General features: G+C 59.0%; 19 protein-coding genes. 1 reads left to right on the forward strand and 18 read right to left on the reverse strand.

Translation table 11 applies throughout. The annotated features are described in order from the left end of the window. Positions 1-2: 2 nt before the first annotated feature. The 14 genes from tssJ to tssA all read right to left on the reverse strand — a co-directional run bounded on the left by tssJ (position 3) and on the right by tssA (position 15,141). Positions 3-503 carry a type VI secretion system lipoprotein TssJ gene (gene tssJ, locus ACA059_RS31050; RefSeq protein ID WP_497632128.1) on the reverse strand — a complete coding sequence of 167 codons (501 nt, stop codon included), beginning with the start codon at positions 501-503 and terminating at the stop codon, positions 3-5. A gap of 5 nt (positions 504-508) precedes the next feature. Next, the gene (tagH, locus tag ACA059_RS31055) at positions 509-1,705 is read right to left on the reverse strand and encodes a type VI secretion system-associated FHA domain protein TagH (protein ID WP_497632130.1); all 1,197 of its coding nucleotides are present in this window, start codon (positions 1,703-1,705) and stop codon (positions 509-511) included. A gap of 17 nt (positions 1,706-1,722) precedes the next feature. Beyond that, positions 1,723-1,863 carry a hypothetical protein gene (locus ACA059_RS31060; RefSeq protein WP_008150087.1) on the reverse strand — a complete coding sequence of 47 codons (141 nt, stop codon included), beginning with the start codon at positions 1,861-1,863 and terminating at the stop codon, positions 1,723-1,725. A 315-nt stretch (positions 1,864-2,178) separates the two neighbouring features. Beyond that, positions 2,179-3,699 carry a sigma-54 interaction domain-containing protein gene (locus ACA059_RS31065; RefSeq protein ID WP_497632132.1) on the reverse strand — a complete coding sequence of 507 codons (1,521 nt, stop codon included), beginning with the start codon at positions 3,697-3,699 and terminating at the stop codon, positions 2,179-2,181. 10 nt (positions 3,700-3,709) lie between these two features. Continuing rightward, on the reverse strand, positions 3,710-6,364 hold the full coding sequence (gene tssH / locus ACA059_RS31070) for a type VI secretion system ATPase TssH (RefSeq protein ID WP_497632134.1): 2,655 nt from the start codon (positions 6,362-6,364) through the stop codon (positions 3,710-3,712). 13 nt (positions 6,365-6,377) lie between these two features. Beyond that, positions 6,378-7,385: a type VI secretion system baseplate subunit TssG gene (gene tssG, locus ACA059_RS31075; protein WP_033059313.1), complete on the reverse strand. Its 1,008-nt coding sequence runs from the start codon at positions 7,383-7,385 to the stop codon at positions 6,378-6,380. Then, on the reverse strand, positions 7,349-9,136 hold the full coding sequence (gene tssF / locus ACA059_RS31080) for a type VI secretion system baseplate subunit TssF (RefSeq protein WP_497632137.1): 1,788 nt from the start codon (positions 9,134-9,136) through the stop codon (positions 7,349-7,351). Before tssF ends, tssG begins: the two co-directional genes overlap by 37 nt. A gap of 245 nt (positions 9,137-9,381) precedes the next feature. Next, entirely contained in the window at positions 9,382-9,756 is a 375-nt protein-coding gene (locus tag ACA059_RS31085) for a hypothetical protein (RefSeq protein ID WP_497632139.1), read from the reverse strand. Beyond that, positions 9,753-10,604, reverse strand: a complete 852-nt coding sequence (locus ACA059_RS31090) for a hypothetical protein (protein WP_497632141.1) — start codon at positions 10,602-10,604, stop codon at positions 9,753-9,755. Before ACA059_RS31090 ends, ACA059_RS31085 begins: the two co-directional genes overlap by 4 nt. A 5-nt stretch (positions 10,605-10,609) precedes the next feature. Next, positions 10,610-11,113, reverse strand: coding sequence for a PAAR domain-containing protein (locus ACA059_RS31095; protein ID WP_497632143.1), 504 nt, complete (start codon positions 11,111-11,113; stop codon positions 10,610-10,612). A gap of 10 nt (positions 11,114-11,123) precedes the next feature. Then, a complete protein-coding gene (gene tssE / locus ACA059_RS31100; RefSeq protein ID WP_008150080.1) occupies positions 11,124-11,531 on the reverse strand; it encodes a type VI secretion system baseplate subunit TssE in 408 nt (135 codons plus the stop codon). Between the two features lie 13 nt (positions 11,532-11,544). After that, the gene (tssC, locus tag ACA059_RS31105; RefSeq protein WP_497632144.1) at positions 11,545-13,020 is read right to left on the reverse strand and encodes a type VI secretion system contractile sheath large subunit; all 1,476 of its coding nucleotides are present in this window, start codon (positions 13,018-13,020) and stop codon (positions 11,545-11,547) included. A gap of 28 nt (positions 13,021-13,048) precedes the next feature. Next, complete coding sequence (gene tssB, locus ACA059_RS31110) at positions 13,049-13,552, reverse strand: type VI secretion system contractile sheath small subunit (RefSeq protein WP_008150078.1); 504 nt, start codon at positions 13,550-13,552, stop codon at positions 13,049-13,051. 32 nt (positions 13,553-13,584) lie between these two features. After that, entirely contained in the window at positions 13,585-15,141 is a 1,557-nt protein-coding gene (gene tssA, locus ACA059_RS31115) for a type VI secretion system protein TssA (RefSeq protein WP_497632147.1), read from the reverse strand. 673 nt (positions 15,142-15,814) lie between these two features. On the opposite strand from tssA, the gene ACA059_RS31120 reads away from it, so the two are divergent. After that, positions 15,815-16,777 carry a transposase gene (locus ACA059_RS31120; RefSeq protein WP_497632149.1) on the forward strand — a complete coding sequence of 321 codons (963 nt, stop codon included), beginning with the start codon at positions 15,815-15,817 and terminating at the stop codon, positions 16,775-16,777. Positions 16,778-17,001: 224 nt separating this feature from the next. On the opposite strand, the gene ACA059_RS31125 is transcribed toward ACA059_RS31120, so the two are convergent. From ACA059_RS31125 to ACA059_RS31140, 4 genes are all read right to left on the reverse strand, one after another. Then, positions 17,002-17,850 (reverse strand): hypothetical protein, encoded by an 849-nt coding sequence (locus ACA059_RS31125; RefSeq protein ID WP_497632150.1) that lies wholly within the window; start codon positions 17,848-17,850, stop codon positions 17,002-17,004. Positions 17,851-18,115: 265 nt separating this feature from the next. Then, the gene (locus tag ACA059_RS31130) at positions 18,116-21,751 is read right to left on the reverse strand and encodes a toxin VasX (RefSeq protein WP_497632152.1); all 3,636 of its coding nucleotides are present in this window, start codon (positions 21,749-21,751) and stop codon (positions 18,116-18,118) included. Further along, complete coding sequence (locus tag ACA059_RS31135) at positions 21,748-22,617, reverse strand: DUF4123 domain-containing protein (protein WP_497632154.1); 870 nt, start codon at positions 22,615-22,617, stop codon at positions 21,748-21,750. The genes ACA059_RS31130 and ACA059_RS31135 overlap by 4 nt, the downstream gene beginning before the upstream one ends. Further along, positions 22,614-24,614 carry a type VI secretion system Vgr family protein gene (locus tag ACA059_RS31140; protein WP_497634752.1) on the reverse strand — a complete coding sequence of 667 codons (2,001 nt, stop codon included), beginning with the start codon at positions 24,612-24,614 and terminating at the stop codon, positions 22,614-22,616. Before ACA059_RS31140 ends, ACA059_RS31135 begins: the two co-directional genes overlap by 4 nt. Between the last annotated feature and the right edge of the window lie 123 nt (positions 24,615-24,737).

Raw genomic sequence — 24,737 nt, forward strand, 5'->3', positions numbered from 1 at the left:
GATCAGTCATCCGCCTTGGCGAGCGTTTCGTTGCTATTGCGAATACCGGCCTGGTCGAGGGTCAGATCAGCGTCAGTGACTTCCACCGGGGTGACTTGCACCGTGTAGCGCCATTTGGTTTCCGGCAGATCGCGGTAGGCGGCGAGGATGCCGACGTAGCGACTGCCCTCCTCCACGCTGAGTTTCATCTCCACGGTTTCACCCGGGCGCAGTTCAATTTCTTCGCTGGCCACCAGGTCCGGGGCCAGGGATTCCTTGGCGCGCTCGTACAGGCTGAAGAAATCAGCGTTCTCGAACGTCACCGGATGCTTGAGCTCGAACAGACGCACAACGATCGGCGATGGACGCCCGTTGAGGTCCGGGTTCAGCTGATCGCTGGCGGTCAGCTTCAGGTTGAGTTTGGTGACGTGGGAATACGGCGACAGCGACGAGCAGCCGGCCAGAAGCACCAGGGCGGTGAGCGCAGTCAGCATCCTGAAAAAAGCGGTCGAGCAGCGAGACATGCGCATCATCCTTGGTGGTCGGTGTGAAGGGTGGAAATCAGGCGGATCTGTTCTTCGTAGGCCTGAGCGAAGTCGCGGGCCAGCAGGCGCTCGCTCCAGTCATCGTCCTGACGCAGGGCCTGGTGATAACGACCGTAAGCTCTCCAGCGACTGCCGGACGTGGCCATAATCGGCTTGTTGTCGCGCTCGAAACGCAGGGTCAACTGCTCTGGCGAGAAGTGCTCCAGCGTGCCGCGAACGGCGGCGCGGCTGGCGGTCAGCAAGGCCACCTGATGCGCCTGCAAATCACGGAACGCACGGGAGATTGCTTGCTCAGCTGGCAACTGACCTGGCTTGTTCGGCTGCAACAAAATGCCCAACGCTTCACCGGCATCGACGGCAAATTTCAGCGGGTTTTTGTTCGTGCCTTGCACGGTGGTCTGGGCCAGACGCAGTTCGTTTTTCAGTTCACTGCGGGTGCGCAGGCTCTGCTGCAAACCGCCGACGCTTTGCTTGAGCAGGCGTGCGGCGTTCAGCGCCAGGGCTTCGCGGGCATCGTGGTCGAGGCCTTTGAGGTCCACGCCCAACGCCGCACCGAAGTGCTCCCAGAAACCTTCGCTCTGACGCTCGACCGCTTTGGGCGGTGGTGCGGGTGCTGGCTCTGCGGGAGCGTTGATCAGCTCCGGCACCATCAGGCTTTCCATGTCGATGCGCGCATAGTCGGCGCGCTGACGGGTGTCCTCGATGGTCGTGCTCGGGGAGATCAGTTCGTCGATTTCCGAGTAAACGCGCTCTTGCTGATCGAGGGCATTGAGCGGGTCGAGATCGAGAAACGCATCGTCCGGAATGATGCTGCCCGCCGCTTGCGGACGGCCGACTTCAACGTCGAAGGTCGCCGGGTCGCGCACCAGCCGCGCACGGATCTCGAAGTCACCCAGCACGTAGACACTGCCGTGCTCGATGCGCATCGCTTCGCCCTTGCGCAGGCGTGCGCCGCTTTCGCTGTCCTTAATACCGTTGCTGCTGGTATCGGTCAGGAAAAACGTGCCTTCGCGGTAGCTGATCAACGCGTGGTGGTTGGACAGGTGACGCTTGCGGTCCGGGATGATCCAGTCGCAATCCTCGCCCCGACCGATCACGCCACCGGCCTGTTTGAAGGTCTTCTGGCACAAATCCGTGGGCACGAACTGCTTGGTGTTCAGCATTTCGAAAACCAGTTCCATGGTGATACTCCTTGCGGTCACTTGCCGCGATTGACCGCCTGCGGATCACCCAATGGGCGATAGGTGTTGTCGTTGTATTTGTAATTGCCGCTACAGCCGCCGAGGCCGCATAGAACGACGAGGGTCAGCAGGACGGCTTGCCAGTGACGAACAGACATCAGAGGGTCTCCAGGGGTAGACAAAGTACAAAGCGCCGACCCGTTTGGGCGGCGCTGTTAGAAGCGGATAAGTTGGATTGGGAGGCTCTATTCCAAGGCCTATAACCAATCACAAGGGAAATGGTGGTCCCCTGTGGCGAGGGGACTTGTCCCCGCTGGGTCGCGAAGCGGCCCCAAAACCGGCTGCCCCGTTTATTCAGGCAGACCGCGTTGGCTGGATTGCGACTGCTGCGCAGCCGAACGGGGATAAATCCCCTCGCCACGGGGAATTCCCTCGCCACAGGGAGCTTGCTCACCTCAGGAATTTGTTTTGGATTAACCATCGAAGTCACCCAGGTTGATATTCAGGCGCCCGAGGCGGTACAGCAGTGTGCGGCGTGGCAGCCCGAGTTCGCGGGCGGCGAGGGTCTGGTTGCCGTCGTTTTTGCGCAGGCAATCGAGCAGCAGACTGCGTTCGACCTGCTCCAGGCGTTCGCGCAGGTTCAGGCTGCTGCTGTCTTCCGGCATGGCTTCCATGCGCAGAGAGAAATGTTCGGCCAGTAACTCACCGCCCTCGCACAGCAGCACCGCGCGTTCGACCAGGCCTTTGAGTTCGCGCACGTTGCCAGGGAAGGCGTAACCGGACAGGTGATCCAGCGCCGCATCGGACCAGCACACCGCATCGCGCTGCAAGAACGAGCACGCCTTGTCGGCGAAGTGCCGGGCCAGGTCGAGGATGTCGCCTTCGCGCTGACGTAAGGCCGGCAACTCGATCGGGAATTGCGCGAGGCGGTAGTACAAGTCCTCGCGGAATTTGCCTTCGCTGACCAGCACCGACAAATCCCGGTGAGTCGCGGCGATGATGCGCACGTCGATCTTGTGGGTGTCGTTGGAACCCAGTGGGCGTATCTCGCCCTCCTGCAGAACCCGCAACAGCTTGGCTTGCAGGGACAACGGCATGTCGCCGATTTCATCGAGCAGCAAGGTGCCGCCGTTGGCCGCGTCGAACAGCCCGGCACGGTCGCGATCAGCACCGGTGAACGCACCTTTGCGGTAGCCGAACAGTTCGCTTTCCAGCAGGTTCTCGGGGAACGCCGCGCAGTTCTGCACGATGAACGCCTGTGAGCGTCGCGGGCCGCAATCGTGAATCGCCCGCGCCACCACTTCCTTGCCGGTGCCGGTTTCGCCGCGCAGCAGCACGGTATACGGGCTGTGCAGGACTTTGCTGATCAGCGAATAGGTCTGGCGCATGGCCGAACTCTTGCCGATCAAACCGTAACCGCTGGCGCTCGGAACGCTGACCTTCGCCGGTCGTGCCTCACCGGTAGGCTGACGCAGACGTTGCAACAAATGCAGTTGGCCGAGCACGAACGAACCGAGTTGACCGAGGGAATCGGCGAAGCCTTGCAGGTCGATGTGCCGGCGACTGGCGCACACCAGCAAGCCTTCCACGGCTTTCTGCTGATTGACCAGCGGCACACACAACAGCGACTGCCAAGGCATGGCCTGAGGCGGCAGGAAACTGGTTTCGTGCAGGCTGCCGCTCAACTCGCTGAGGCACACCACGCGGCTCTGGCACAGGGCGAACTGCAGCAGTTGTTCACCGTTGTAATCCGCCGGCAGGCTCGCCGCTTCCCGGGGTTGCAGGATGCCGTTGAGGCATTCGGCGTTCATCCCCAGGCACGTGTGAGTCGCGTCCAGCAGGTACAGCTGCGTCAACTCGCAACCGCTGAGCTCGGCCAAGCCGCGCACGAAGTCACCCAGCAGCGCAGCACCGTCCGCCGCGCGCGACAGGCTGGCGAATTGCGCCAGCAAGGCTTCGGCATAGACCAGCGGTTGCGGCACTTGAGTGAACATCACACCCACCTCAGACGAACTCGCAGGTCACGCTGGCGTTGCCGTCGAGCGTCGCGTGAACGCGCTTGAGGCTTTCGCCGGTGGCCATCGCATCGAGCAAGCGGTCGGCCACCAACGGCAGCACGTGCAGGTCGAGCAAATGGTCGATCAGGCGCGCGCCGCTGTCGCTTTGGGTGCAGCGTTCGGCCAAGTGATCGACGAGGTCTTGCGAGTACGTGAAATCCAGCTGACGACGATTCAGGCGCTCGCCCAAACGGCCGAGTTTGATTTCGATCAGCTCGCGCAGCACTGGGCCGCCCACCGGGTAGTAAGGCACCACACGCATACGCGCCAGCAGCGCCGGTTTGAAGTGTTTGCTCAGCACCGGGCGGATGGTTTCTTCAAGGACTTCGGCCGACGGCCGCGCGCCGTTTTCACAGAGCTCGGCGATGCGGTCGCTGCCCAGGTTCGAAGTCATCAGGATCAGCGTGTTGCGGAAATCGATCTCGCGCCCTTCGCCGTCGTTGGCCACGCCTTTGTCGAAGATTTGGTAGAACAGGTTGAGCACGTCCGGATCGGCTTTCTCGACTTCATCGAGCAGCACCACCGAGTACGGTTTCTGGCGCACGGCTTCGGTGAGCATGCCGCCCTCACCGTAACCGACGTAGCCCGGCGGCGCACCGATCAGGCGCGAGACGGTGTGTTTCTCCTGGAACTCGGACATGTTGATGGTGGTGATGAAACGATCACCGCCGTACAGCAAGTCAGCGAGGGCCAGCGCGGTTTCGGTCTTGCCGACGCCGCTCGGGCCGACCAGCAGGAACACGCCAACTGGCGCATCAGGTTTGTTCAGGCCGGCAGCGGTGGCGCGCATCGAGCGGTCCAGTGCGTGAACGGCTTGTTCCTGACCACGGATGCGGGTGCGCAAGTCGGTGGCGAAGCTCGCGACCTTGGCGTTGTGCTCACGGGCCAGTTGGGCCAATGGCACACCGGTCCAGGCGCTGATCACTTCGGCGACCAGACGCGGGCAGACTTCGAAGCTCACCAGACGCTCTTTGACCTGAAGCTCGGTCAGGGCTTTGTGGGTTTCATTGAGTGCGGCTTCCAAGGTTTCGACGCTTTGCGCTTCATCCTCAGGCACTTCGAGGGTTTCGATGACGGTGCCTTCGGTGTCTTCTTCAACCGTGACGGTTGGCTCGACGGCAGCAGCCTCCCGAGCCTTGGCCAGTTGCTGACGCAGGTCCAGCAGGCGCTCGGCCAGTTCTTTCTGTTCAGTCCACAGCGCTTCGAGGGCGACCATTTCGTCTTCGGCTTCAGCCAAACGATCTTCCAAAGCGTCCAGCGCTTCGTGATCGATCAGCAGACCCGCCTCGGCATCACGGCGCAGGGCCTGACGCTGACGGCCACCTTCAGCCAGTTCACCACGCAGGCGTTCAAGGCTTTCCGGTGCGGCGGCGAGGCTGATGCGCACACGGGCGCACGCGGTGTCGAGCACGTCGACGGCTTTGTCCGGCAGCTGACGGCCCGCGAGGTAGCGAGCAGACAACTCGGCCGCCGCAACCACCGCGTCGTCGCGCAGGTAGATGCCGTGGCTCTTCTCGTAGACCTGAGCCAGGCCACGCAGGATGGTCACCGCTTCGCTGACGGTCGGTTCGTGCAGTTGCACCGGCTGGAAACGACGGGCCAGGGCCGGGTCTTTTTCGAAGTACTTCTTGTACTCCGCCCAGGTGGTGGCGGCGATGGTGCGCAACTCGCCACGGGCCAGGGCTGGCTTGAGCAGGTTGGCCGCGTCGGAACCGCCGGCATTGCCGCCCGCGCCGATCAGCGTGTGGGCTTCGTCGATGAAGATGATGATCGGTTTCGGTGAGGCTTTGACTTCGTCAATTACGCCTTTGAGGCGACGTTCGAATTCACCTTTGACGCTGGCGCCGGCCTGCAACAGGCCCATGTCCAGCGACAGCAGCTCGACGCCTTTCAAGACTTGCGGCACTTCACCGGCCGCGATGCGCGAGGCCAGGCCTTCGACAATGGCGGTTTTACCGACGCCGGCTTCACCGACCACAATCGGGTTGTTTTTGCGGCGACGGGCGAGGATGTCGACCATCTGACGGATCGCGCCATCGCGGCACAACACCGGGTCGAGTTTGCCGTCGCGGGCCTGTTGGGTCAGGTTGTGGGTGAAGCGCTGCAGCAGCGATTCGCCGGGCACAGCGGTTTTACCGGTGGCCGGTTGTTCTTTCTGCGACAGGGCAAATTCTTTCAGGCGCTCGATGTTCAGCTTGGCCAGCAATGACTGGTAGCGGCTGCCGGCGTAGCGCATCGGATTGCGCAACAGCGCGAGAATCAACGCGGCTTGTTCGACCTGGCTTTGGCCCAATTCAAGGTTGGCCACCAGCAACGCGTCTTGCAGCCACTGCACCAGTTCCGGGGCGAACACCGGGTTGCGCGAAGCGCTGTGCTCGACCCGCGATTGCAACGCCGCGCTCAGCTCACCGGCATCCACTTCGGCGTCTTGCAGCGCGCGTGCGAGCAGGCCTTGCGGGCGCTCCAGCAAGCCCAGCAGCAAGTCTTCGACGAGGATCTTACTGCCGCCACGGGCGACACAGCGTTCGGCCGAACTTTCCAGGTCACGACGGGTTTCGGCGTCCAGCGCCTGGATAAGTTGTTGCAGGTCTACGTTGATCATAGGTCTCACGTCCTTAATGAATTTTGCTGCCCAGGGTCACCACGCCGTCCGCTTTTTCGCGGCCGAGCCAACTGGTCCATCCCAGGCGACAGGCGTTCTGCTCACCGATGCGCAGTTCGCGGATTTCTTCCTGGCGCAACACCAGGCGAATGTCGTAATCGAGCGGGTCACGCAGGGTGAACCGCACCAGCGCACAGAGCGGCTGGTAGCCGAAACCGATCGGCAGGAATTCGTGGAAGCGTTGCCAGTCGAGTTCGCGAATGTGGATGCGGAACTTGCCGCTGCGGTCGCGCACGTGTTCGCCCAGCACCAGGTCTTCGCCGAGCAGACTGTTGGCGCGGCCCAAACGATTGCGCTGCTCGTCGAGGATTTCGACGCGACGCTCGATGCACTGCTCGATGGTCAGTTCGGCATGCTTGAAGTAGTAACGCAGTACCGCTTCGATCAACGCCGCCGAATGCGCCCGCAAGCTGAGCAAGCCGAGATACGGCAGCAGGCGTTTCCAGTTCAGTTCCTGGGCTCTGCGGATCTCTTCGCCACCGAGGCCGATCAACGCAAACAGCTGCGACGAAAACGGGTCGAGGGCGCCGCTCTGGAAGCTTGCGCGGTAGCGGTACTTTTTCCAGATCGGCAGCATCAGCCGTTGCAGGCGATGGTGAAACAGGTCGAGGAAATTGCGGGTTGGGTTGCCGTCTTCGCTATCGCCCAAGGCCTGTTCGCCGTAGAACGCCGGCAGCGGCGAACCGGAACCGACCAGGCCGATCAGGTTGAAACGCAGACGCGCGCGCATCTGCCCGTGCTCTTCGAAAAACTCCACGCGATCGACGTCACTGCCGGGGAAACCCAGGCTCGGGTTGGCCTGGAATTCCAGCTGGTCGTACAGATCGTCTTCGCTCAGGTACGGGTGCGCCTCGCGCAGCCGGTCAACCACCAGCAGCACGGCCTGAAACAGCGAGTACTCGCGTATTACCCGGGTCAGCCCGCTTAAAGCAGGGGTTGCAGACCCATACGTGGTGTCCATTGGTACACCTCTCCCTGTGTGCTTTTTACTCGCAGCTCGTGGTACGAGTTGAGACTGGCGTAAAGCGCGAAAAACTCGTTAAGAACCGAAGCGAAAACGAACAGGTCGCCCTCGCCGATATACCCTTCCGGATCGATGGTCAGCTCGGTGCGCAACCCGCGTACCGGCAACCCTCGGTGCAAGCGGTCGACGTGTTGGTGCTTGATCGACTTGAGCCCGCCCAGCAGGCGCTTGCTGACTTTTTCAGCGTGTTGGTCGTAGTAGCGCGGCAGGTCGTAGGTTTCGAGAATCACCTTCAACGCATTGACGTCGGCCAGCGACAGATAGTTAAGCGACATGTTGCTGATCAGCTTCCAGAGGAAGTCACGGTTCAGCGGCGGCGCATAGCTGGGCGTGGCCGGGGTGATGTTGCGAAAACTGAGGAACTCCGGCGTCTCTTCGCAGGCCATGCAGATGTCGCCGAGCTTGAGCTTGCGCGGCAGGTTCTGGTTGGTGCACATCAGCTCGATCGACAGGGTTTCGTGGGCTTCGGTGTGACGGATGCCGAAGCTCAGGTAAGTGTCGAGGCCGTCGTGCAACGAGGACGAACGCTGGCGAATGCTGTAGTGCGGACGGCTGTTGGGCACGTCGAAACTCGGGTCGTGCTCGAACGATTCGAACGGCACGTACTCCTGATAACCGAGGCCGCCGGGTTTCCAGCCGGTGACGGTTTCCACCGAAAACACACCGCAGTTTTCCAGGTCGTATTCGGCTGGCAGCAGCAGGTATTCGTCCTGCTTGCCGTCGAGGCGGATCGGCAGTGCATCGTGCTTGAACAGGTTAACGATGGGCGTGCAGTAGAGCTTCACGTTGTCCAGCGTCGGGCGCAGGCGCTGGATGCCGCTCTTGCGAATGTCGAAGCGCAATTCCAGGCCGCGCACCTGCTTGAGCGTGTCTTCCGGCAGGGCCTTGAGCAGGTCCAGACCGTTAACATCGACGAACAGGAATTTGTCCTGGAAGGCGAAATATTCCTGCAAGTAGCGGTAGCCACGGAAGGTGTTCAGCGGATACGGGATCAACGCCTCTTCTTCGGCAAAACCCACCGGCTGCACGCGGTCGCCGGGCATCTTGAATGCCATTGGCGTGCCGTTCACACCGTTGATGGGCTTGCCGGCACCGTCCAGCGGGATCAGCTCGATGCCTTCCAGGTTGCGCAACAGGCTCAGGTACAGCATCTGGCTGATGTAGCGCTCACCGGCGAAGTGCAGACGCAGACGGCTCAGCTCCAGCTCACCGAGATGACCGTCAGCGCTCATCTCCAGACGCAGGCTCAACAGCGAACCGTCGCCTTTCACCGAGTAATTCAGCGCGGCCAGATCCAGCGGCAGGACTTCGGTCGGGTAGCAGGTACGGAAACGGCAACGCACGTCATCGATCGGCACACTCTCGACCGGTGTGTCGCGCTCGACCATCAACGCAGGTCCCGATCGCTTCAACGGATCGAACTGCAAAATGCTGAACGCCGGTAGCGGCCGCATGTAGTTGGGCCACAGCAAATGCATCAGCGAATGGCTGAGTTCCGGCAACTCGTCGTCGAGCTTCTGACGCAGGCGGCCGGTCAGGAAAGCGAAGCCTTCCAGCAACCGCTCTACGTCCGGATCCCGCCCGGCCTGACCCAGGAAAGGCGCCAACGCCGGGCTACGCTCGGCGAATCGACGACCTAACTGGCGAAGTGCGGTGAGTTCGCTTTGGTAGTAGTGGTTAAAGGACACGGGTTACCTGCCTGGTAGTGGATCTCATGGAAAAGCGGCCCTGAAGAACTCGGCCGTATGACCCAGAATCGCGATCATTGGCCGCCACCTGTGGACGGGACATGTTCGACACGACGAGTGAAGGTTCGTAAGGCCAAACGCAACTCGATGACTTGAGTAACAAGGATCGCCAACAACGTGGCACAGCCTTGAGCCACACCGTAAAACAGCGCTTATTCGGGGCGTTCCCATTTTTCACCTTTGGCTCAGGACCAACGCCGTGAAATCAGTCGATCTGCCATCAAACGCGAGACCAACGCCAAGAGGCTCATGCTGCTTGTTAGCCCGCTATAAGCCATTGCCCTGACCGGATTCTCAGGAAGAAAATAGAGTAGAACGATGCCTACCATTGCCCCTAACAACACCAGCTTTATTGCAAGCTTTGGAACTAAGAAGACGATCAGATTAATAAAAATGAAAAAATAGAACGTCAACTCTGCGGTCACGCCTATCCCGACACCTCGCGCAGTAAACCCACCCATATGCGTTTTATAAAAGTCCACACCATAGTCATGAACAAAGAAATACAGCACACCCACCAGCAAATAAATAATCAACCCAACAACAATCTTTAGAATCATGGTTTCCACGTCTTATATTTAGCAAGAACATCTGGAGTTATAGATGTTTTAAGTCGCACAACCGAAGACGGCACGAACACTGTATTCATAACTTCTGCGGCATTTGGACCAACTCTTTTTGCTCCAAGACTTTTCTTCTCGGAAACCAAAGTAAAGTTCTCAGATGCCCACAAACAAGCTCTGATAATTATAAAGTTGTCGTATACGTTTTCACTTCCTTTGTCGCTTCCACCCAGTGATCCATCTGCCCACTCCAGTCCGGTGACCCCAGTTTTCCGGATTGCGGAATCGACTTCGAGCGTCTTCTGCCAATACATCCGGAATGTATCTATGGCAAACGGTATCTGTCCCAGGCCGTCAGTCCAGTACGGCTCCCCCTCCACAAGGGTAAGCAGGAAACCGTTTCCGCCGTCTGACTGTCTCTTCCAATCGCCAGGCATATGGTTGTAAAACATCAGGGAGTCACGATCAACAATGGCAAAATCTATAATCGATTGCCATGTATGCTGTTTATATGCGCCATATACTTCCGAGCCTTCGAAACGACTCTTTGGATTAACCCATATCAACTCGCGATAATTATCTGCCAGTGGTTCGAACCATTGAATCGCTTCGGCATAAAGTTTTTCAGCAGTCAAAATACGAAATGGCTTATCGCAAGCATCCGGCTTTACAGCAAACAGGGGCACGCCATTAGAGCGAGTAATCACCCAGGCTTCTGGAAGCTTCAAATTTTCCGGAACCACATCATCACTCGCAGTAGTGACACTCTCGAGTTTTAGAGCTGCGGCGCCATCATTGACAACGAAGGTGTAAGGCAATCCGTCAACTTTAATAATCGTTTCCAAAAAGCTTACTCCGCCGAAATGTAAATCGTGACAGGCTCGGCTTTCTGACCTGTCGAAAAGCTCCCGGACATACTTGACATCGCTGTACCGACTTTTTCAGTTCCACTTTCAGAACGAAGGCTATAGTTCAGGCCCTCAACGGTTTTTCCATTAGCAGTTTTAAAAGAAAAAACACGATTGAATATCCCTGGAATAATCACCGGCAACGGCGCCACAAACGGCACCGGAGAATGCGAATTCCCGATAATCACCGTCCCGGACCCGGCCGTAACCTTGTTGCCATGCGTCCCAACGGAATCCACCGTCGCAGCCGCTTTCCCGTTAATCAAAACCGTCGTCGCCAACCCGCCCGACATCGCACCACCACACGCCGAGGCATCGCCTTGACGGGCGGCCGCGAGGCCGTCGAAGAAGACGTCGCCGGAACCGGCGACAATCGGGTTGGTGCCGTGGCCGGGGAGCGGGCAAGCGGTGGGGTCGGATACGCGTGCTGCGGGTTTGCCGGACATCGGAGTCTCCTTAGTTGACCTTGACTTGACCGCTACCATCCAGGCGCGCGGCGAAACTGACCTGACGCTTGAAACCATCAACTTCCAGCAAGCCTTCGATGCTGAAGGACAGGCGAAGCTGATCGTGGTCACGCGGCAGGGAGATGACACGCACATTGCTCAGGCGTGGCTCGTAGGCCTCGATGAAATTTTCGATGGCCAAACGGGCCTGACTCAGAGAGTCGTGCAGGCTCAGACGCATGTCATTGAGATCGGGTAGCCCGTAATCGGACAGCGTTTGCACGCTGCCCGCACGGGTGCTGAGCATCTTGGCCAGATGGGCAGCCACGGACGCCATGGCGGAGACCTCGCGGCTCCAGCCGACGCGTTTGTCCGCGTCGCCACCCAGGCGTTCGAAAAGGCTGCCGTATCCAGTCATGAGTTAGCTCCGCTTACTCTTTGTCCAACTTGCCAACCAGCGACAGGGTGAAATCGGCACCCATGTACTTGAAGTGCGGGCGCACGTTCAGGCTGACGCGGTACCAGCCAGGCTCGCCTTCAACATCGCTGACGATGATCTGGGCAGCGCGCAGTGGACGACGGCCACGCACTTCGGCGCTTGGGTTTTCCTGGTCGGCCACGTACTGGCGGATCCACTTGTTGAGTTCCAGCTCGAGGTCGGTGCGTTCTTTCCACGAACCGAGTTGCTCGCGCTGCAGCACTTTCAAGTAGTGAGCCAGGCGGTTGACGATCATCATGTACGGCAGTTGGGTGCCGAGCTTGTAGTTCAGCTCTGCGGCCTTGCCTTCTGCGCTGATGCCGAAGAACTTCGGCTTCTGCACCGAGCTCGCGGAGAAGAACGCCGCGTTGTCGGAGCCTTTGCGCATGGTCAGGGAGATGAAGCCTTCCTCGGCCAGTTCGTATTCACGACGGTCGCTAACCAGAACCTCGGTAGGGATCTTGGTTTCGATTTCCCCCATGCTTTCGAAATGGTGCAACGGCAGGTCTTCAACCGCGCCACCGCTCTGCGGGCCGATGATGTTCGGGCACCAGCGGAATTTGGCGAAGCTGTCGGTCAGCTTGGTGCCGAACGCGTAGGCAGTGTTGCCCCACAGGTAGTGCTCGTGGCTGTTGGCGACGGTTTCTTTGTACACGAACGATTTGACCGGGTTTTCTTCCGGGTCGTACGGGTTACGCAGCAGGAAACGCGGCACGGTCAGGCCAACGTAACGGGAGTCTTCCGACTGGCGGAAGCTCTGCCATTTGGCGAATTGCGGGCCTTCGAAGTGATCTTTCAGATCCTTCAGGTCCGGCAGACCGGTGAAGCTTTCCAGGCCGAAGAATTTCGGGCCGGCCGCGGCGATGAACGGCGCGTGGGACATGCAGGCGACGCTGGACACGTACTGCATCAGTTTCACGTCCGGCGAGCTTGGGGACATGAAGTAGTTGGCGATGATCGCGCCAACCGGCTGACCACCGAACTGACCGTATTCAGCGGTGTAGATGTGCTTGTACAGACCCGATTGCATTACTTCCGGCGAGTCTTCGAAATCGTCCAGCAGGTCTTCTTTGGAGACGTTGAGGATTTCGATCTTGATGTTTTCGCGGAAGTTGGTGCGGTCGACCAACAACTGCAGGCCACGCCACGACGATTCCAGGGACTGGAAGTCAGGGTGGTGCAGGATTTCGTCCATCTGGCGGCTGAGCTTGGCATCGATCTCGGCGATCATGCGGTCAACCATGGCTTTCTTGACCGGCTCACCGTTGTTCTGCGGCTTGAGCAGCTCTTCGATGAAGGCCGACACACCGCGCTTGGCGATGTCGTAGGCTTCGTCGTCCGGCGTCAGGCGGGTTTCGGCGATGATGCTGTCGAGAATGCTGTATTCGCCGTTCTCTTTGCTCTTTTGCTGTGCTGCGCTAGTGCTCATTGTGTTGGCTTCCTTGGCTGATGGAGACTCAGGCGTCCTGGGCTGCGGCGTTCAAGCCCAGCTCGCCCAGTACGCGACCGCGGGATTCGTCGTCGGCGAGAACGCCTTCGATGGCTTTGCGGAACGCAGGCGCGTTACCCAGCGGGCCTTTGAGGGCCACCAGCGCGTCGCGCAGTTCCATCAGTTTTTTCAGCTCAGGCACTTGCTCGACCAGGCTGGCCGGGTTGAAGTCCTTCATCGAGTTGACGCGCAGTTGCACGCCCAGCTCTTCAGTGCTGCCCTCTTCCTGAAGGCGGTTCGGCACGTTCAACGTCAGGGTCAGCTCTTGCTTGGCCAGCACTTCGTCGAAGGTCATCTTGTCGATGCTGATCGGCTTGCGATCTTCGACTTTACGTTCGTCCTTGCGGTGGGTGTAGTCACCGATTGCCAGTAGTTTCAACGGCAGTTCAATCTCTTCCTGAGCACCACCGGTGGCAGGTTTGAAAGTGACGTTGATGCGTTCCTTGGGGGCTACCGAGCCTTCTTTGGCCATGGCTATTCTCCTTGCGGTTGTGGCCCTGGGGCCTATTCGAGTACCACTTCGAGATCGAGGTGGCACAGCCTGCGATAAATCTCTTCCTTGCGTTCACGTACGGCATGGTTCTGCGGTAACAACTCGCAGCAGCTATGCAGTAAATGCAGCACTTCCAGCGCAAGATCGGGCTCCCAGGCGTTCAGGCCTGAGTCCTGTAATGTTTGGTCCAGCGTTTCGAGTTGGGTCCTGGCCAGTTCGTATTTCTTGGCCATGAAGCACAACCGCGCGAGGGCGAACTGCCAGAAGAATCGGACGCGTCCGCCTTGGGCGCTTTGCAGGCCTTGCTTGAGGATCTGCACGGCGGCCTTGAGGCCGTCCTTGCGCAGGATCGGCAAGACTTCTTCCAGGGCCAGTTCCCAGGCCGGCTGGGTGTCGGCGACTTCGACCTTGCGCGGCGCACTGGCGCTTTGCAGGTGCGGCATGACGTGGGCGCTGACCCAGGCGCGGGTGGCCGGATCGGCAAACGGGGCGCCGTCATGGAAACGCAATTCGATGATGCCGGGCAGGCGCTGAATCAAAAGCGCGAAGTGGATTTCCACTTCGCGCATAGCCATCTCGGCATTGAGCCCCTGGAGGCACTCCCAAACCATTCGCTGGCCATCGAACCAGAACGGCGCCTTCGCCAGGCTCGCCTCCAGTTCCACCAGCAGATCGGCGTATTTGGCCTGGTCGTAACGATCCTGGTAGGCCTTGAGCTTGTCGGCCGGCAACCCGCGCAGAACGGTGATCTGCTCGGCATTGCGCTCGGGCACCGCATCGATGGGCAACCACAACAGTGTGCGATTGAGGCGCAAGGCGCGCAGATCGGTGGCTTTCTGCTTGAGCCACCAGGCGCACAACGGCCGCGCGCTTTCCTGCTGGGCGCGCAGGGCTTTATGGGCTTCTTTTTCGTTGTCGATCGGTGCGCCGGGGGTGAACAGTTGCGTGGCGGCTTGTTTGACCTGAGCCACCGCTGCGCCGACGACGCCAGGTTCCGGCTGATTGTCGGCGGCACGCTGGACCATGTTCTTCAGGCGGCGGGAGATCGGCAGCAGCAACGGCGCATCGTCGCCCAAGTGCTCGGTGCAAGCGGCATCGAGACCTTCAAGGTGTTCGACCAGCCGCCGGAACATCGGCAACTGCTCTTTGATCGCGACGTTTTCGGTCAGTACCTGCTCAAGACGCGGTACCAGCCAACTGATGGCAGCGGAGCGGGTGCGGGCCTTGTTCGGGTGGACTTCGGCCCAGTGGCTTTCGCACAGGTAGTGCAGCAAACCGAGGCCGGCCAGCAGCCCTTGAAAGGATTCGCGCTGGTACAGCGCCCAGGTCAGCCAGGCGCCAACCCGCAAATCCTTGGACTGGGTGCGCAGGAGGCTTTCGCTGTTTTCGCGGATTTTCAGCCAGTCGATCTGACCGCTTTCGTGCATGGATTGGGCTTTGCCCAGCTCGCTTTCCAGCGCCTCATATTCGCTCGAAAAGCGAACATCCTCGCCCGCGAAATTCTCTTTGGAAACAGAGGCTTTTGCGAGTTCGAGGTAATGAGCGGAAAGTTTGCTTGAGTAGGACATCCATGGCCTTTAATTAGGATTACAGTCATACGCCCATTGGAGTTCCAATGACGCGAGACAGAATCAAAGAGCTGCGATGAGTCTCATCCAATTGAGTTCGTGCTCTTTCAAGTGCGCGCATCGTACTCACGATGATGGCCACTAGCAAGCATCTGATTAAACAACAAGACGAAGTGTCTTTTCATCTCGTAGGAGATCTCCCTATATGTAGCAGGGGAATCCCCGAGATCATTCTAATTATTCATCGCCCCACCCACTGACCGGAAACCGTTGAGATAGAGCCTTCCGTCGCTTCCGTCTTAATAAACGCAGTATTCATTGCCGATTCGCTCCCTGAGACAGGCGCGAAGCATGCCAAAAATAAAAAAAGATAAATGTAGGATCATTCCGAAATGTTACCGGCATCAGCGAATAAAACGATGAGTGACAACAGGCAATAAGAAAAGTGCCATCACTGTGATGGCATTTTATAGTTACAACAAAGTTCCAAAATGGAACTTTTGGTATCGCGGATATTTCATACCTGGCTTCAAGATCTCTCCTACATCAATACTTTGGATGCCTTGTTAGCGTGCCCGGCATTTTGGCGACCTGCTCGGACCAGGCATGGCTCGGGCATCGCGATTTTTTCTCTCTCAGCTTAAGGACGAGCTAAAAAAGCAAAAGGATAAGCGTGTTCGCACCGGCCAACGCTGCCCACTTGGCAGTCTCACCTGACTACCACAGATGCCTGCCCATCGAGCTGCACAGTCAGGCGGATGCATTTATCCGTTATCTGCACGAGCTACCCAATAAATCACCGGTCGAATGCCCGCAGTGTGGTCATCCACGCTTCAGACTGGAGGCCATGCCAAACCTGCGTCTTCCGTTTTACCGCTGTGCAGCTTGCAATAAAGGCTTTAACTGTCTGTCGAAAAATCCATTTTCGGGGTACGGGCTTATGCACCTGTGGTCCACCTATGGACAGTACCTCTTAGCAGGCTGGCCTATGCCCAATATTGCCAAAGCGCTGGGCATTTCCCCCAGTACCACGTGGCGCTGGATTAAACCCTGCCGAGCGGTAATGGCTAAAGAATTTCCAGCGTTGTACCACTGGTGGTCTGCGCGACAAGATCGAACCGATCTGGAACCGCCGCCGCATATTGCGGCCCAGGCACAGGCGTTCCTGAGTGGGTTAGAGCATTTACTGACGACTCAACAGGCTGTTTGCTCAAGGTGTGGCTCGCTTCAAATGCGGCGCGTCGATGAGCGGCGCCCCAATTTCTACTGTTCTGGCTGCTCAAGCACGTTGAGCTTACTGCGTGGCACGGTGCTGTCCCGATTGGGTTACCCGGAACACTGGCTGGGTTTAGCTCAAGGGGTGATCAATGGCGAAAGCGTGGTTGATTTGCAACGCCGTACGGGGCTTTGCGGAAATGCCTGCAAGCGCTGGCAAGTGCGTTTTACCCAGATGCTGGAACAGCAGGGATATACCGAGTTGATCCAGTGGATTACCTGGCTCCGTAGCCGCCGGGTTAAAGAGGTGAGTGATTTTGTGCGTGAAGGCGGGCAATTGGAGGTTGTAACCGGTTCTCGCTACACCGGTGATTCAAAGCGGCGTCTTTTCGTTCCGCCAAAACGCTTGCGCAAACAGTAATGAAGACATTTCGAGCAACAGGTCCTGAACGACATTAAAGGCTCTCACTGTTGTCAGCTAATTGTCCGAACAACAGTACGAAGGCCCTCTCTTAACGTATTGATTGCTACGCCTGCTTCGTACGTGGAAACAACATTCCGTAACCACCAACCGAATATTTCAGGCTCACCGACTGATCCGGGAGTTACCACTGAAAACCGGGGCTTCAAGCACGTCTCTATAACTCATGCGCGACGCTTATCGGTCGGATTCAAGCGCTGGACCTCGGCAAAAATCTCGGTAATGGCTCGTCTTGGCTGTCGCTTGTGCAGTGCTCGTACTTGTTCGCTCATGCGCAGCAGTTCGTCGCTTGGCTTGGCCCATTGTTCCTTCGGCAACGGCTCTGACCACTGACGCATTGCCTCGGGCAACGTGTGTTGGCCCATGGTTTTGATGCGGCGGATTTCCCATTCGGTCAGGTAGTTGGGAATCGTCCACAGCGTCATGACGTGGTAGAGGTACCAGAAAAATCCCGAGAGCCGGTTGCGTGAACCGTCGCGGATTTGCTGATGCATGCGCGCGCGGGCGTTGTGGAAGGTATGCAGGCCTTCGTGGGGCGGGTCGTCGGGGCCTTGCAGGTCTTGCGGGTCCTGGATGGATTTGAGGTCGTGGATTTCGTATTCCATGTAGCCACGAATCGCTTCCCAGTGGCTGATGGCGATAGGCAGGCCGGTGCAGGGGAATTCGACGCTGGTCAGGGTCTCGCCGTGCTGGAAACCGATGCCCATGCCGTATTGGCGGCGGATACCGTACTGGGTGGCGTTTTGGGCTTCGATGACCCAGGCCGAGAGGGACTCCCAGGGGACGAAGACCGGTTCGGTGGCGGCTTCGGGCATGAAACAGACTTCACGGCGCTGGCGGTTGAAGCGGGTGGGGATGATTTCGGCGCGTTTGTTGTGGTTGTGGAGCCAGACGCAGAGGCCGATGAATAGGGTGATGAAACTAGTTTGTAAAGATAGTCCGTAGGCTTCATGAAAGATCCCCTCTATGGCATGAGAAATATCGTCCCAACCCATCCCGAACAAAAAAAACATGAAGCCGCCAATTAATGGGAATAGGAAGGCAATCATAAAGGCAAGGGTGAATGGTCCGCCTAATATGACCTGCCATGAAAACACTTGAGGTGAACCCAACCCGAAGTCCATGTACACCTCATTTAACTCCCCTATATGAGGGCCATGAGGCGGCAACGGTGTAGGAAGCGGCAACGGCGCGAGATAGGTGATCTTCCCGCTTGGAAAGGGCTCGACATCTCCGGCTTTGCGCGATTGCTCAAGGTGCGGTGTCGGCGTGGGGCTATCAAGGTTTTGGGGCATGGTCGACCGGCTCCAGCAAATGGGTTTCAACCAGCAATAGAGGTGGAGGCTCGGTGACTGATTTTGGCGGCAGCGAAGGAAAATAGCCTTCGCCCCGAGGGTTTAAGTGAATGACGTGAGTGCGAGAGATCCACTCGCCTTTGGCGTTCAGCGTTTGCACGCACACCCCCAGCTCCAGTGTCTCGACCACCGGCGTCAGAGGGGCGTCACGGTTCAGTGGATATTGAAGGCATAGAATCAGCGGGTCTGCTTGCACGACCTGCAGGCTGTCAGTGACTTCATCGCTGATCACATCCTTGCGTTCACGCGCGGTCCCGCGGCTGTCCAGTGGGCGGAAAAGCCGATGGGCGCCGATACCCAGGCGGTGAGACGGTTTACCGCTTAACGGTGGCTGGAAGTCGCTCAGGTTCACCCCCGGCAGCGCCAGATGTATATCACTGGGTTTGGCGCGCAAAAACAGGTTCTTCAGCAATGAATCATGCTTGTTCAGGCCAAGTTGTGCAGAAGGGGCGTGAAGCAATTCGCCGAGGTAACGTTGGTACTGATCCAAGGTGTAGTTACCGCGTTCATCGCTGTCCAGGCTCCATGGCGTGGTTTTGAGCCATTTGTCGTGGGCGCTGATGTTGTAGCGGTTGAATAGCCAGGTGCCGCCGAACTCCAACACGGTAAACAGGAAGCCGGCCAGGTTGACTCGGAAAAACACAGTAGACAGGCGTGTACCGGCTGCGGCCCAAGCGGCTGTGCGTGCCGCGGCACTCCTTGCAGCCACTACTTTAAAAGTGGCGTGGACAGTATGACTAAGGCCATAAGCATTAACAGCTGTCATGCCGGCTGCACCCACTGTAGCCAGAGCAGCACTGCTTTGGGCCGCGCGATTGCCGCTGCGCGTTGCTTGCTGCCAATTCTGCTGTTGGGTACTCAGGCTGTATATTGAAGAAATAAGACCAAGCCCGTAGGTAACGAAACCCAGTCCCACATGCATCTTCCCCATTTGCACATGCACACTCTCCAAGGCGTGATGTTGAGCTGCCCAGACCAGCTTATCGCTACGTGCCTTCAGAGCGGTGTCTGCCAGGCTCTGTGCTGCGGCAAACCCTGCGGCACCTGTGGCTGTGAGGGCGTTGATAACTGGTCTCCAGACCCGTTCGTCCCTGGATTGATTCACCAACACCCTAATGACCACCACCAAATTCACCGCCTGCGCCAAAAACACCAACAACCCAACCCCTTCGCTCTTGATCAAGTCTGCCTTCGGCACGCTCTGAACCCCCAGCCGAATGTTCTTCAGCAAACTCCTCACTTCCTGCTGCTGCGCCGGTGGAAACACCACCGTCACCCCCGCCCGAGCCGGGGTAGCACCGTACGTGCGCACCGACCCATCCGGCAACTCAGCAATCGGGCTCAACGCACCCGCCAGTCGGCCTTCGAGTTGAGTCAATTGCGCTCGCACCCGGACGATCTCGGTCTGCAACTCAATCGCCCGTTGGGTCTTGTGTCCCGGCAGTTTTTTGTTGTGGGTCAGCCGGTTGCGCTCACTGGTCAAACTCTTTTGGTAAGCGCGCTCACTGAGCACGTCCTTGATGTCGGTTTGCAGCGCCGTGTGTTCGGCCGGGGTGGCGACGGTGAACGTCACCCCGGTGCTTTTCGCCGCATCGAGGATCCGTGCCGGCAGCGCTTTGGGCAGATGGCGGAACAGTTCGTCGAGGTCGGGGACTTTTCCACCCGCCAGATCGAAGCCTTCCAGCGCCCGGCTCAGGCCCAGGTTCAACGCTGGGCTGTAGCTGTGTTGCACCGCGTCGGCCATGGCGCGGGTGTGTTCGGGCAAATCGTCGAGGGCAGGCAGGTGCGGTTGTTCGATTTTTCGCAGGGTTTCCAACCATTGGGGCAGCTTGCTGAACAGACCGGTACCCGCATTGGACACCAGGCTGTATTGCACCAGCAGCTCAGGCCTGACGCGCAACGGCAAGGTATAGAACGGGGACCGCGTCAACTCCGGGTGTTCTTCCAGATAGCCAAGCATTTCTTTGCTTGCGTGGTCGCTGCGGCAGATGTCTTTGATGCAGGCGTATTCGGCAGCGAAGACCTCGGCCAATTGCTGCGGCTCGTGCGCGTCGTAGTACCAGGCCGAACGATGGTAACGCCCGGCACATACCAGCATCGTACGGTCAGCGGTGATGCGTTCGAGCAAGCGGTTCCAGCGCCCGAGGTCTGCGCGGTGCTGAAACAACGCGTCGTCCATGGCGGGGCGGTCGATGAAATCGTTGATCCCGCGTTTGCCCGTGAAATCGGAGCCCTCGATCACGTCCTCAATGCGTTTGTTTTGCTCCTTGCCGAGCTTGATCAGGGTTTTGAGGTGCTGCCCAACGAAGTCGGTGGGGGCCATCGCAAAGTGCTGGCGGGTGTAGTAACTGCGGTCCGCGTCGTCAATGGCGCGCCTGTGTGCAGTGATGTCTGGATTGCCCCCCTGATACTTGAGCATCTCCTGGACTTCGGCTTGGGCTTCCTTGCGCAGTTGCACCAGCTCCGGGGGGGCTGGTACGTCGACCGGCTCGACCTTGCCACCCTTGTTCAGGTAATCCAGCAAGGCTTTGCGGATGTGTTCCCGGGTTGGTTCAGGCAACTGTTGCAGATCGACAAGCAGCGCATTGACCGCCGGGTCGTCGCTGGCGTCGGCCAGGTTGCCGACATCCGCCGGACTGAGCTGGCTCAAGGATTCGATGTAGCAAGCCAGCAGATAATCGCGTTCGTTGTGGTCGGTATTGCTCCAGCCGTCGACCCAACCGACCACGGTGTCCTGATATTTGGCCAGATCGCGCAATACGCCGAGGTCATCCTGCACCACGAGGAACAGCGTGTCGTCCTGATAGGCCGGGCGGACCCGCCCGAGGAACTCGCCGATATGCGCCTCGCGAAAGCGCGGCGGCTTTTCCCACAAATAGGGTTCACGTTCGTGCTCGGGGGCATCGCTGACGTGCACCGTCGGCAATGGAACGGCGTCCGGTGGCAACTCGGCTTCCTGTTCCGCGCGGTCTTGTGCGGCTTGTGCGGCTTGCGCCTGCCGGGCCGGATCGGTCGCAATCTCTGCCAGCCACTGTTTGCCTTGCGCGACCGTCAGCAGATGCTCACCACCGGTTTGGCAATGCACCGGGCCGAGATCGACGGCCTGCATGAAGTGGTCACGCTCGGCGCGGCTGTCGAGCACTTGCATGCATTTGGCCGCCGTCCATTGCACTTCGGCGAAGGTCACATGCAGGGTGCTGCGCCGCGAAAACACCAGCGCCGGACGCTCTTCGATGGGCGTGCGCTGATCGCTGTCGACCTTGGCGCCCTTGTGCAACAAGGCGCTGACCAGTCCGTTGAGTACCTGGTATTCGTGCAGGTGGCCGGTCACGCTGTCGATGATGTACATCCAGCCATCGCGCAGCATGCGAATGCCCAGCGGACGGGTCGTCAGGGTGTACGGCAGCTTCAGCTTGGCACTCGGGTCGAGGGGCTTTTCCACCAGTCCGTAACGCAAGGGCAGCAGCTGCACGTGGGTTTGGCGCAAAGGGCAAGCACCCAGAGAGCCGATGGGGGATTTGGATGCCGCCGCTGCGGCGAGGTTCGCAGGGTGAGTCATTGGTGTCCTCCTTGGCTGGCCCAGCGCTGGGCCAGATCAGCGGCCAGCGCAACGCGCTCGCCGGGCGATTGCAGTGATGGCGTATGCAGCAACCCGTTGATCTGCGGATGCTGGTCGAGTGGTGAGCCGTCCAGCCAGGCCATGACGTTGGCATAGTGGAAAAGCTCGGATTGGCTGCTCAAGCCCAAGGCGCCGGCCTCGGCCTCCAGTTGTTCGAGCGTTGGCCAACGCTGGGCCACGGCTTCACCGCCATAACGTTCGGGAAAGTAAGCAAGCAGGTGAGTGTCGAGTTCGAGCAGTACGCGGCGCCGATCAGCGTGGTCCAGCGCCGAATTCTGTTCAGGGCTCAGGCGATAAGGCGTCGGCAGGTCAGGACGCTCGGACGACCGGGGTTGGTGGCGATGCCAATTCGCGTCGACGCTATCGGCGGTTACCACACAGGACAGAGGCCCAAACAATCGCTGATCGCCGCTACCGAACAGGGCACGCGCCACGGCGGCATCGGCCAGTCGTAGCAAGACCGGCAACCCCTCTGGCAACTCAACCGTCAACAGTTTGCGCAAGTGCTGAGCGACGTCATGCGCAGGCGTGGTGCTGAACAACAGCACGCCCCACTCTTCGTGCGCTTGTTGCAGATAGAACTGAACAATCGTCTCGTCAGGTTGTTGGATCGCCACCAGCATCGGCGAGATATCCCGTAGCGCAGTAAACGACGGGCAGTCATACAGCGCGACGGCGTTGGCGCCGGGACTCAGTTGATTCAAGCGTTCCGGCAAATCGCTCAAGGTCGCGCCGTCCAGCAACAGGAAAGCCTGTTGCTCGCTCCAGGGCAGGTCTTCAGGCAGAGAGGTCGAGAGGTGGTTCATCCTTGGGCGGCCTCACAAATCAGGCAGCGCGAGGTGCGGGTTGAAATCAGCGCATGACGTTGCTGTACCGCGTCGAACGTCACTTTCAGCAAGGGCAAGGCGCCCGGCATCAGGGGCTCGGCGGGTAGACCCACGCCCGGGGCGCCGCCCACTAGAATCGGCACGCTGCTGAAAATGCCTTCCGGCCCCAGCGTCAGCCAATGACCGCCAGCCTGGACTGCCAGGTGCGCTCCGCCATCAATGACGACTTGTTGCCCGGCACTCAGGTGAATCTGTTGCGTGGCGCTGAGTCGCTGACTAGCGACGCGGATATGTTGATCGCCATGGACCAACAGGTGGTCGTCCTGCTTGAGTTCGGTCAAACGGTTGCCGTGGGTCAGGTGATGTTCTTCACCGCGCAGGTCGTGGCTGGCAACCCCGCCGATGACCACGGTGCGTTGGTTATCGACTTGAAGGCGTTCGTCGTTGAGAACGTGCTGGACAAAGTCGCGCTGGGCACGCAGGGCAATCTCCTCGGCGCCTTGTCTGTCCTCGATGCGCAACTCGTTGTAACCGCCGCCGCCGGGACTGCTCTGGCTGCGCAAAATGCTTTGCGTATGCTGAGCGGGCAGATCCAGTGGCACCGGGGTTGAGGCGTTGGGCATACAGCCAAGGACGAAGTGTTTGTCAGGATCGCCCTCACTGAAGCCCACCAACACTTCCATGCCGACTCGCGGGATCAGCACGCTGCCATAGCGGTCATGGGCCCAGCCAGCGGCAACTCGTAGCCAACAGCTTGAGTGTTCGTTGTGTTGGCCATCGCGGTCCCACGGCAGTTGAACCTTTACCCGACCGTAGTCGTCGCAGTAGATCTCTTCACCGGGCGGGCCGGTGACGATGGCATGCTGGTTGCCCGTTATTCGCGGCTTGGCGTGTTCAAGAGCCGGCCTGAACAGGACGTCCCAAGGTGTCGCGACGAAGTGGTTACGGTAGCCCTGACTGAAACCGTCCGCCGGGCTGACGTCTGTGATCGACTCTTCCAGCGGTTGGGGTTGTAAGCCAACATGCTCGACCTCGGTCAACAACCACAAGCCATTGCGGTCAGCGCGTGGGTGTTCCGTCATGTCGACGAAATGGCCGCTGCGCATCGTACTTTCGTCACTACGTCCATCGGCTAGCTGGTAATCGGCGCGGTGACGTTCCAGTGCCCGATTGGCCAGATGTTTACCGCGCTCACGATGGGTGAACTGGCCTGGGAAACCATAATCCTCAAGGTGCGGCAGCAGCGGGTTTTGGGCCTCGCTTTCCAGTTCCAGACGCGGTTTCTCGAAGTCGTAATCACGACGGCTGACGTGGGTCGGGCGGGTTTCCAGTCGCAGTTTGAAACGGTCAATCACCGGCGCTTCGGCGACCATGCCACTGCCTGGCCTGTACGCGGTTGACTGGGAGGGTTTCGAGAAGCTGGTTTGATCGTCGCCGAACACCAGCACATGGCCGTCGGGGCTGTGCTCGAAATGAAAGTGCAGACCTTCTTCCTCGCACAACCTTTGAACGAAGTGCAGGCTGGTCTCGTACTGAACGCAATACAGCCGTGGTCGGTACTCGGCGCTCAACTGGAAGCGCCAGGTATCGGGCTGCATTCCTTGGTCTTTCAGCACGCTGGCGATGATTTGCGGCACGCTCAGGTGCTGAAAAATGCGCTGGTTATGGCAGTGGGTGAGGTAGGCGAGCTGGGGCACCAGGGTCATCTGATAGCGGGTCAGGCGTTTGCCTGAATCGCCTTGGGCGATTCGATAGACCTGCCCATGAATGCCGGAGTTGTCAGGACCGAAGCGCAGAAAAGCCGGGTGATGAAGCAGAGACTCGAGGTCCAGGTCGGGGCGTTCGCTGACCAGTTCGAGTTTGACTGCGTAGGGTCGGTTGAGCCTTTCCTTGGCGCGGAATTCGAGTACCTGAAGGTCGTGGGGAAAACCTTCAATGTCGAGTTTGAAAACGACCTGCTTGGCATCGCTGAGCATCCACATGTCCCTGTGTCTATTTGTAGGCACGGGACTTTGCGTGGATCTATAAATTGGCGCAGTCAGACGAATCGATATTTGGCGTAGGACGCTTCCGTTAAGCCGAATGGTTGTCGAATATCG

This window comes from Pseudomonas sp. LBUM1647, assembly GCF_059716175.1.

Bases quoted from the DNA above. Each gene is read 5' to 3' on its own strand.
- tssJ (WP_497632128.1), bottom strand. From the start codon at position 503: ATGTCTCGCTGCTCGACCGCTTTTTTCAGGATGCTGACTGCGCTCACC.
- tagH (WP_497632130.1), bottom strand. From the start codon at position 1,705: ATGGAACTGGTTTTCGAAATGCTGAACACCAAGCAGTTCGTGCCCACG.
- ACA059_RS31060 (WP_008150087.1), bottom strand. From the start codon at position 1,863: ATGTCTGTTCGTCACTGGCAAGCCGTCCTGCTGACCCTCGTCGTTCTA.
- ACA059_RS31065 (WP_497632132.1), bottom strand. From the start codon at position 3,699: ATGTTCACTCAAGTGCCGCAACCGCTGGTCTATGCCGAAGCCTTGCTG.
- tssH (WP_497632134.1), bottom strand. From the start codon at position 6,364: ATGATCAACGTAGACCTGCAACAACTTATCCAGGCGCTGGACGCCGAA.
- tssG (WP_033059313.1), bottom strand. From the start codon at position 7,385: ATGGACACCACGTATGGGTCTGCAACCCCTGCTTTAAGCGGGCTGACC.
- ACA059_RS31085 (WP_497632139.1), bottom strand. From the start codon at position 9,756: ATGATTCTAAAGATTGTTGTTGGGTTGATTATTTATTTGCTGGTGGGT.
- ACA059_RS31095 (WP_497632143.1), bottom strand. From the start codon at position 11,113: ATGTCCGGCAAACCCGCAGCACGCGTATCCGACCCCACCGCTTGCCCG.
- tssE (WP_008150080.1), bottom strand. From the start codon at position 11,531: ATGACTGGATACGGCAGCCTTTTCGAACGCCTGGGTGGCGACGCGGAC.
- tssC (WP_497632144.1), bottom strand. From the start codon at position 13,020: ATGAGCACTAGCGCAGCACAGCAAAAGAGCAAAGAGAACGGCGAATAC.
- tssB (WP_008150078.1), bottom strand. From the start codon at position 13,552: ATGGCCAAAGAAGGCTCGGTAGCCCCCAAGGAACGCATCAACGTCACT.
- tssA (WP_497632147.1), bottom strand. From the start codon at position 15,141: ATGTCCTACTCAAGCAAACTTTCCGCTCATTACCTCGAACTCGCAAAA.
- ACA059_RS31125 (WP_497632150.1), bottom strand. From the start codon at position 17,850: ATGTTTTTTTTGTTCGGGATGGGTTGGGACGATATTTCTCATGCCATA.
- ACA059_RS31130 (WP_497632152.1), bottom strand. From the start codon at position 21,751: ATGACTCACCCTGCGAACCTCGCCGCAGCGGCGGCATCCAAATCCCCC.
- ACA059_RS31135 (WP_497632154.1), bottom strand. From the start codon at position 22,617: ATGAACCACCTCTCGACCTCTCTGCCTGAAGACCTGCCCTGGAGCGAG.
- ACA059_RS31140 (WP_497634752.1), bottom strand. From the start codon at position 24,614: ATGCTCAGCGATGCCAAGCAGGTCGTTTTCAAACTCGACATTGAAGGT.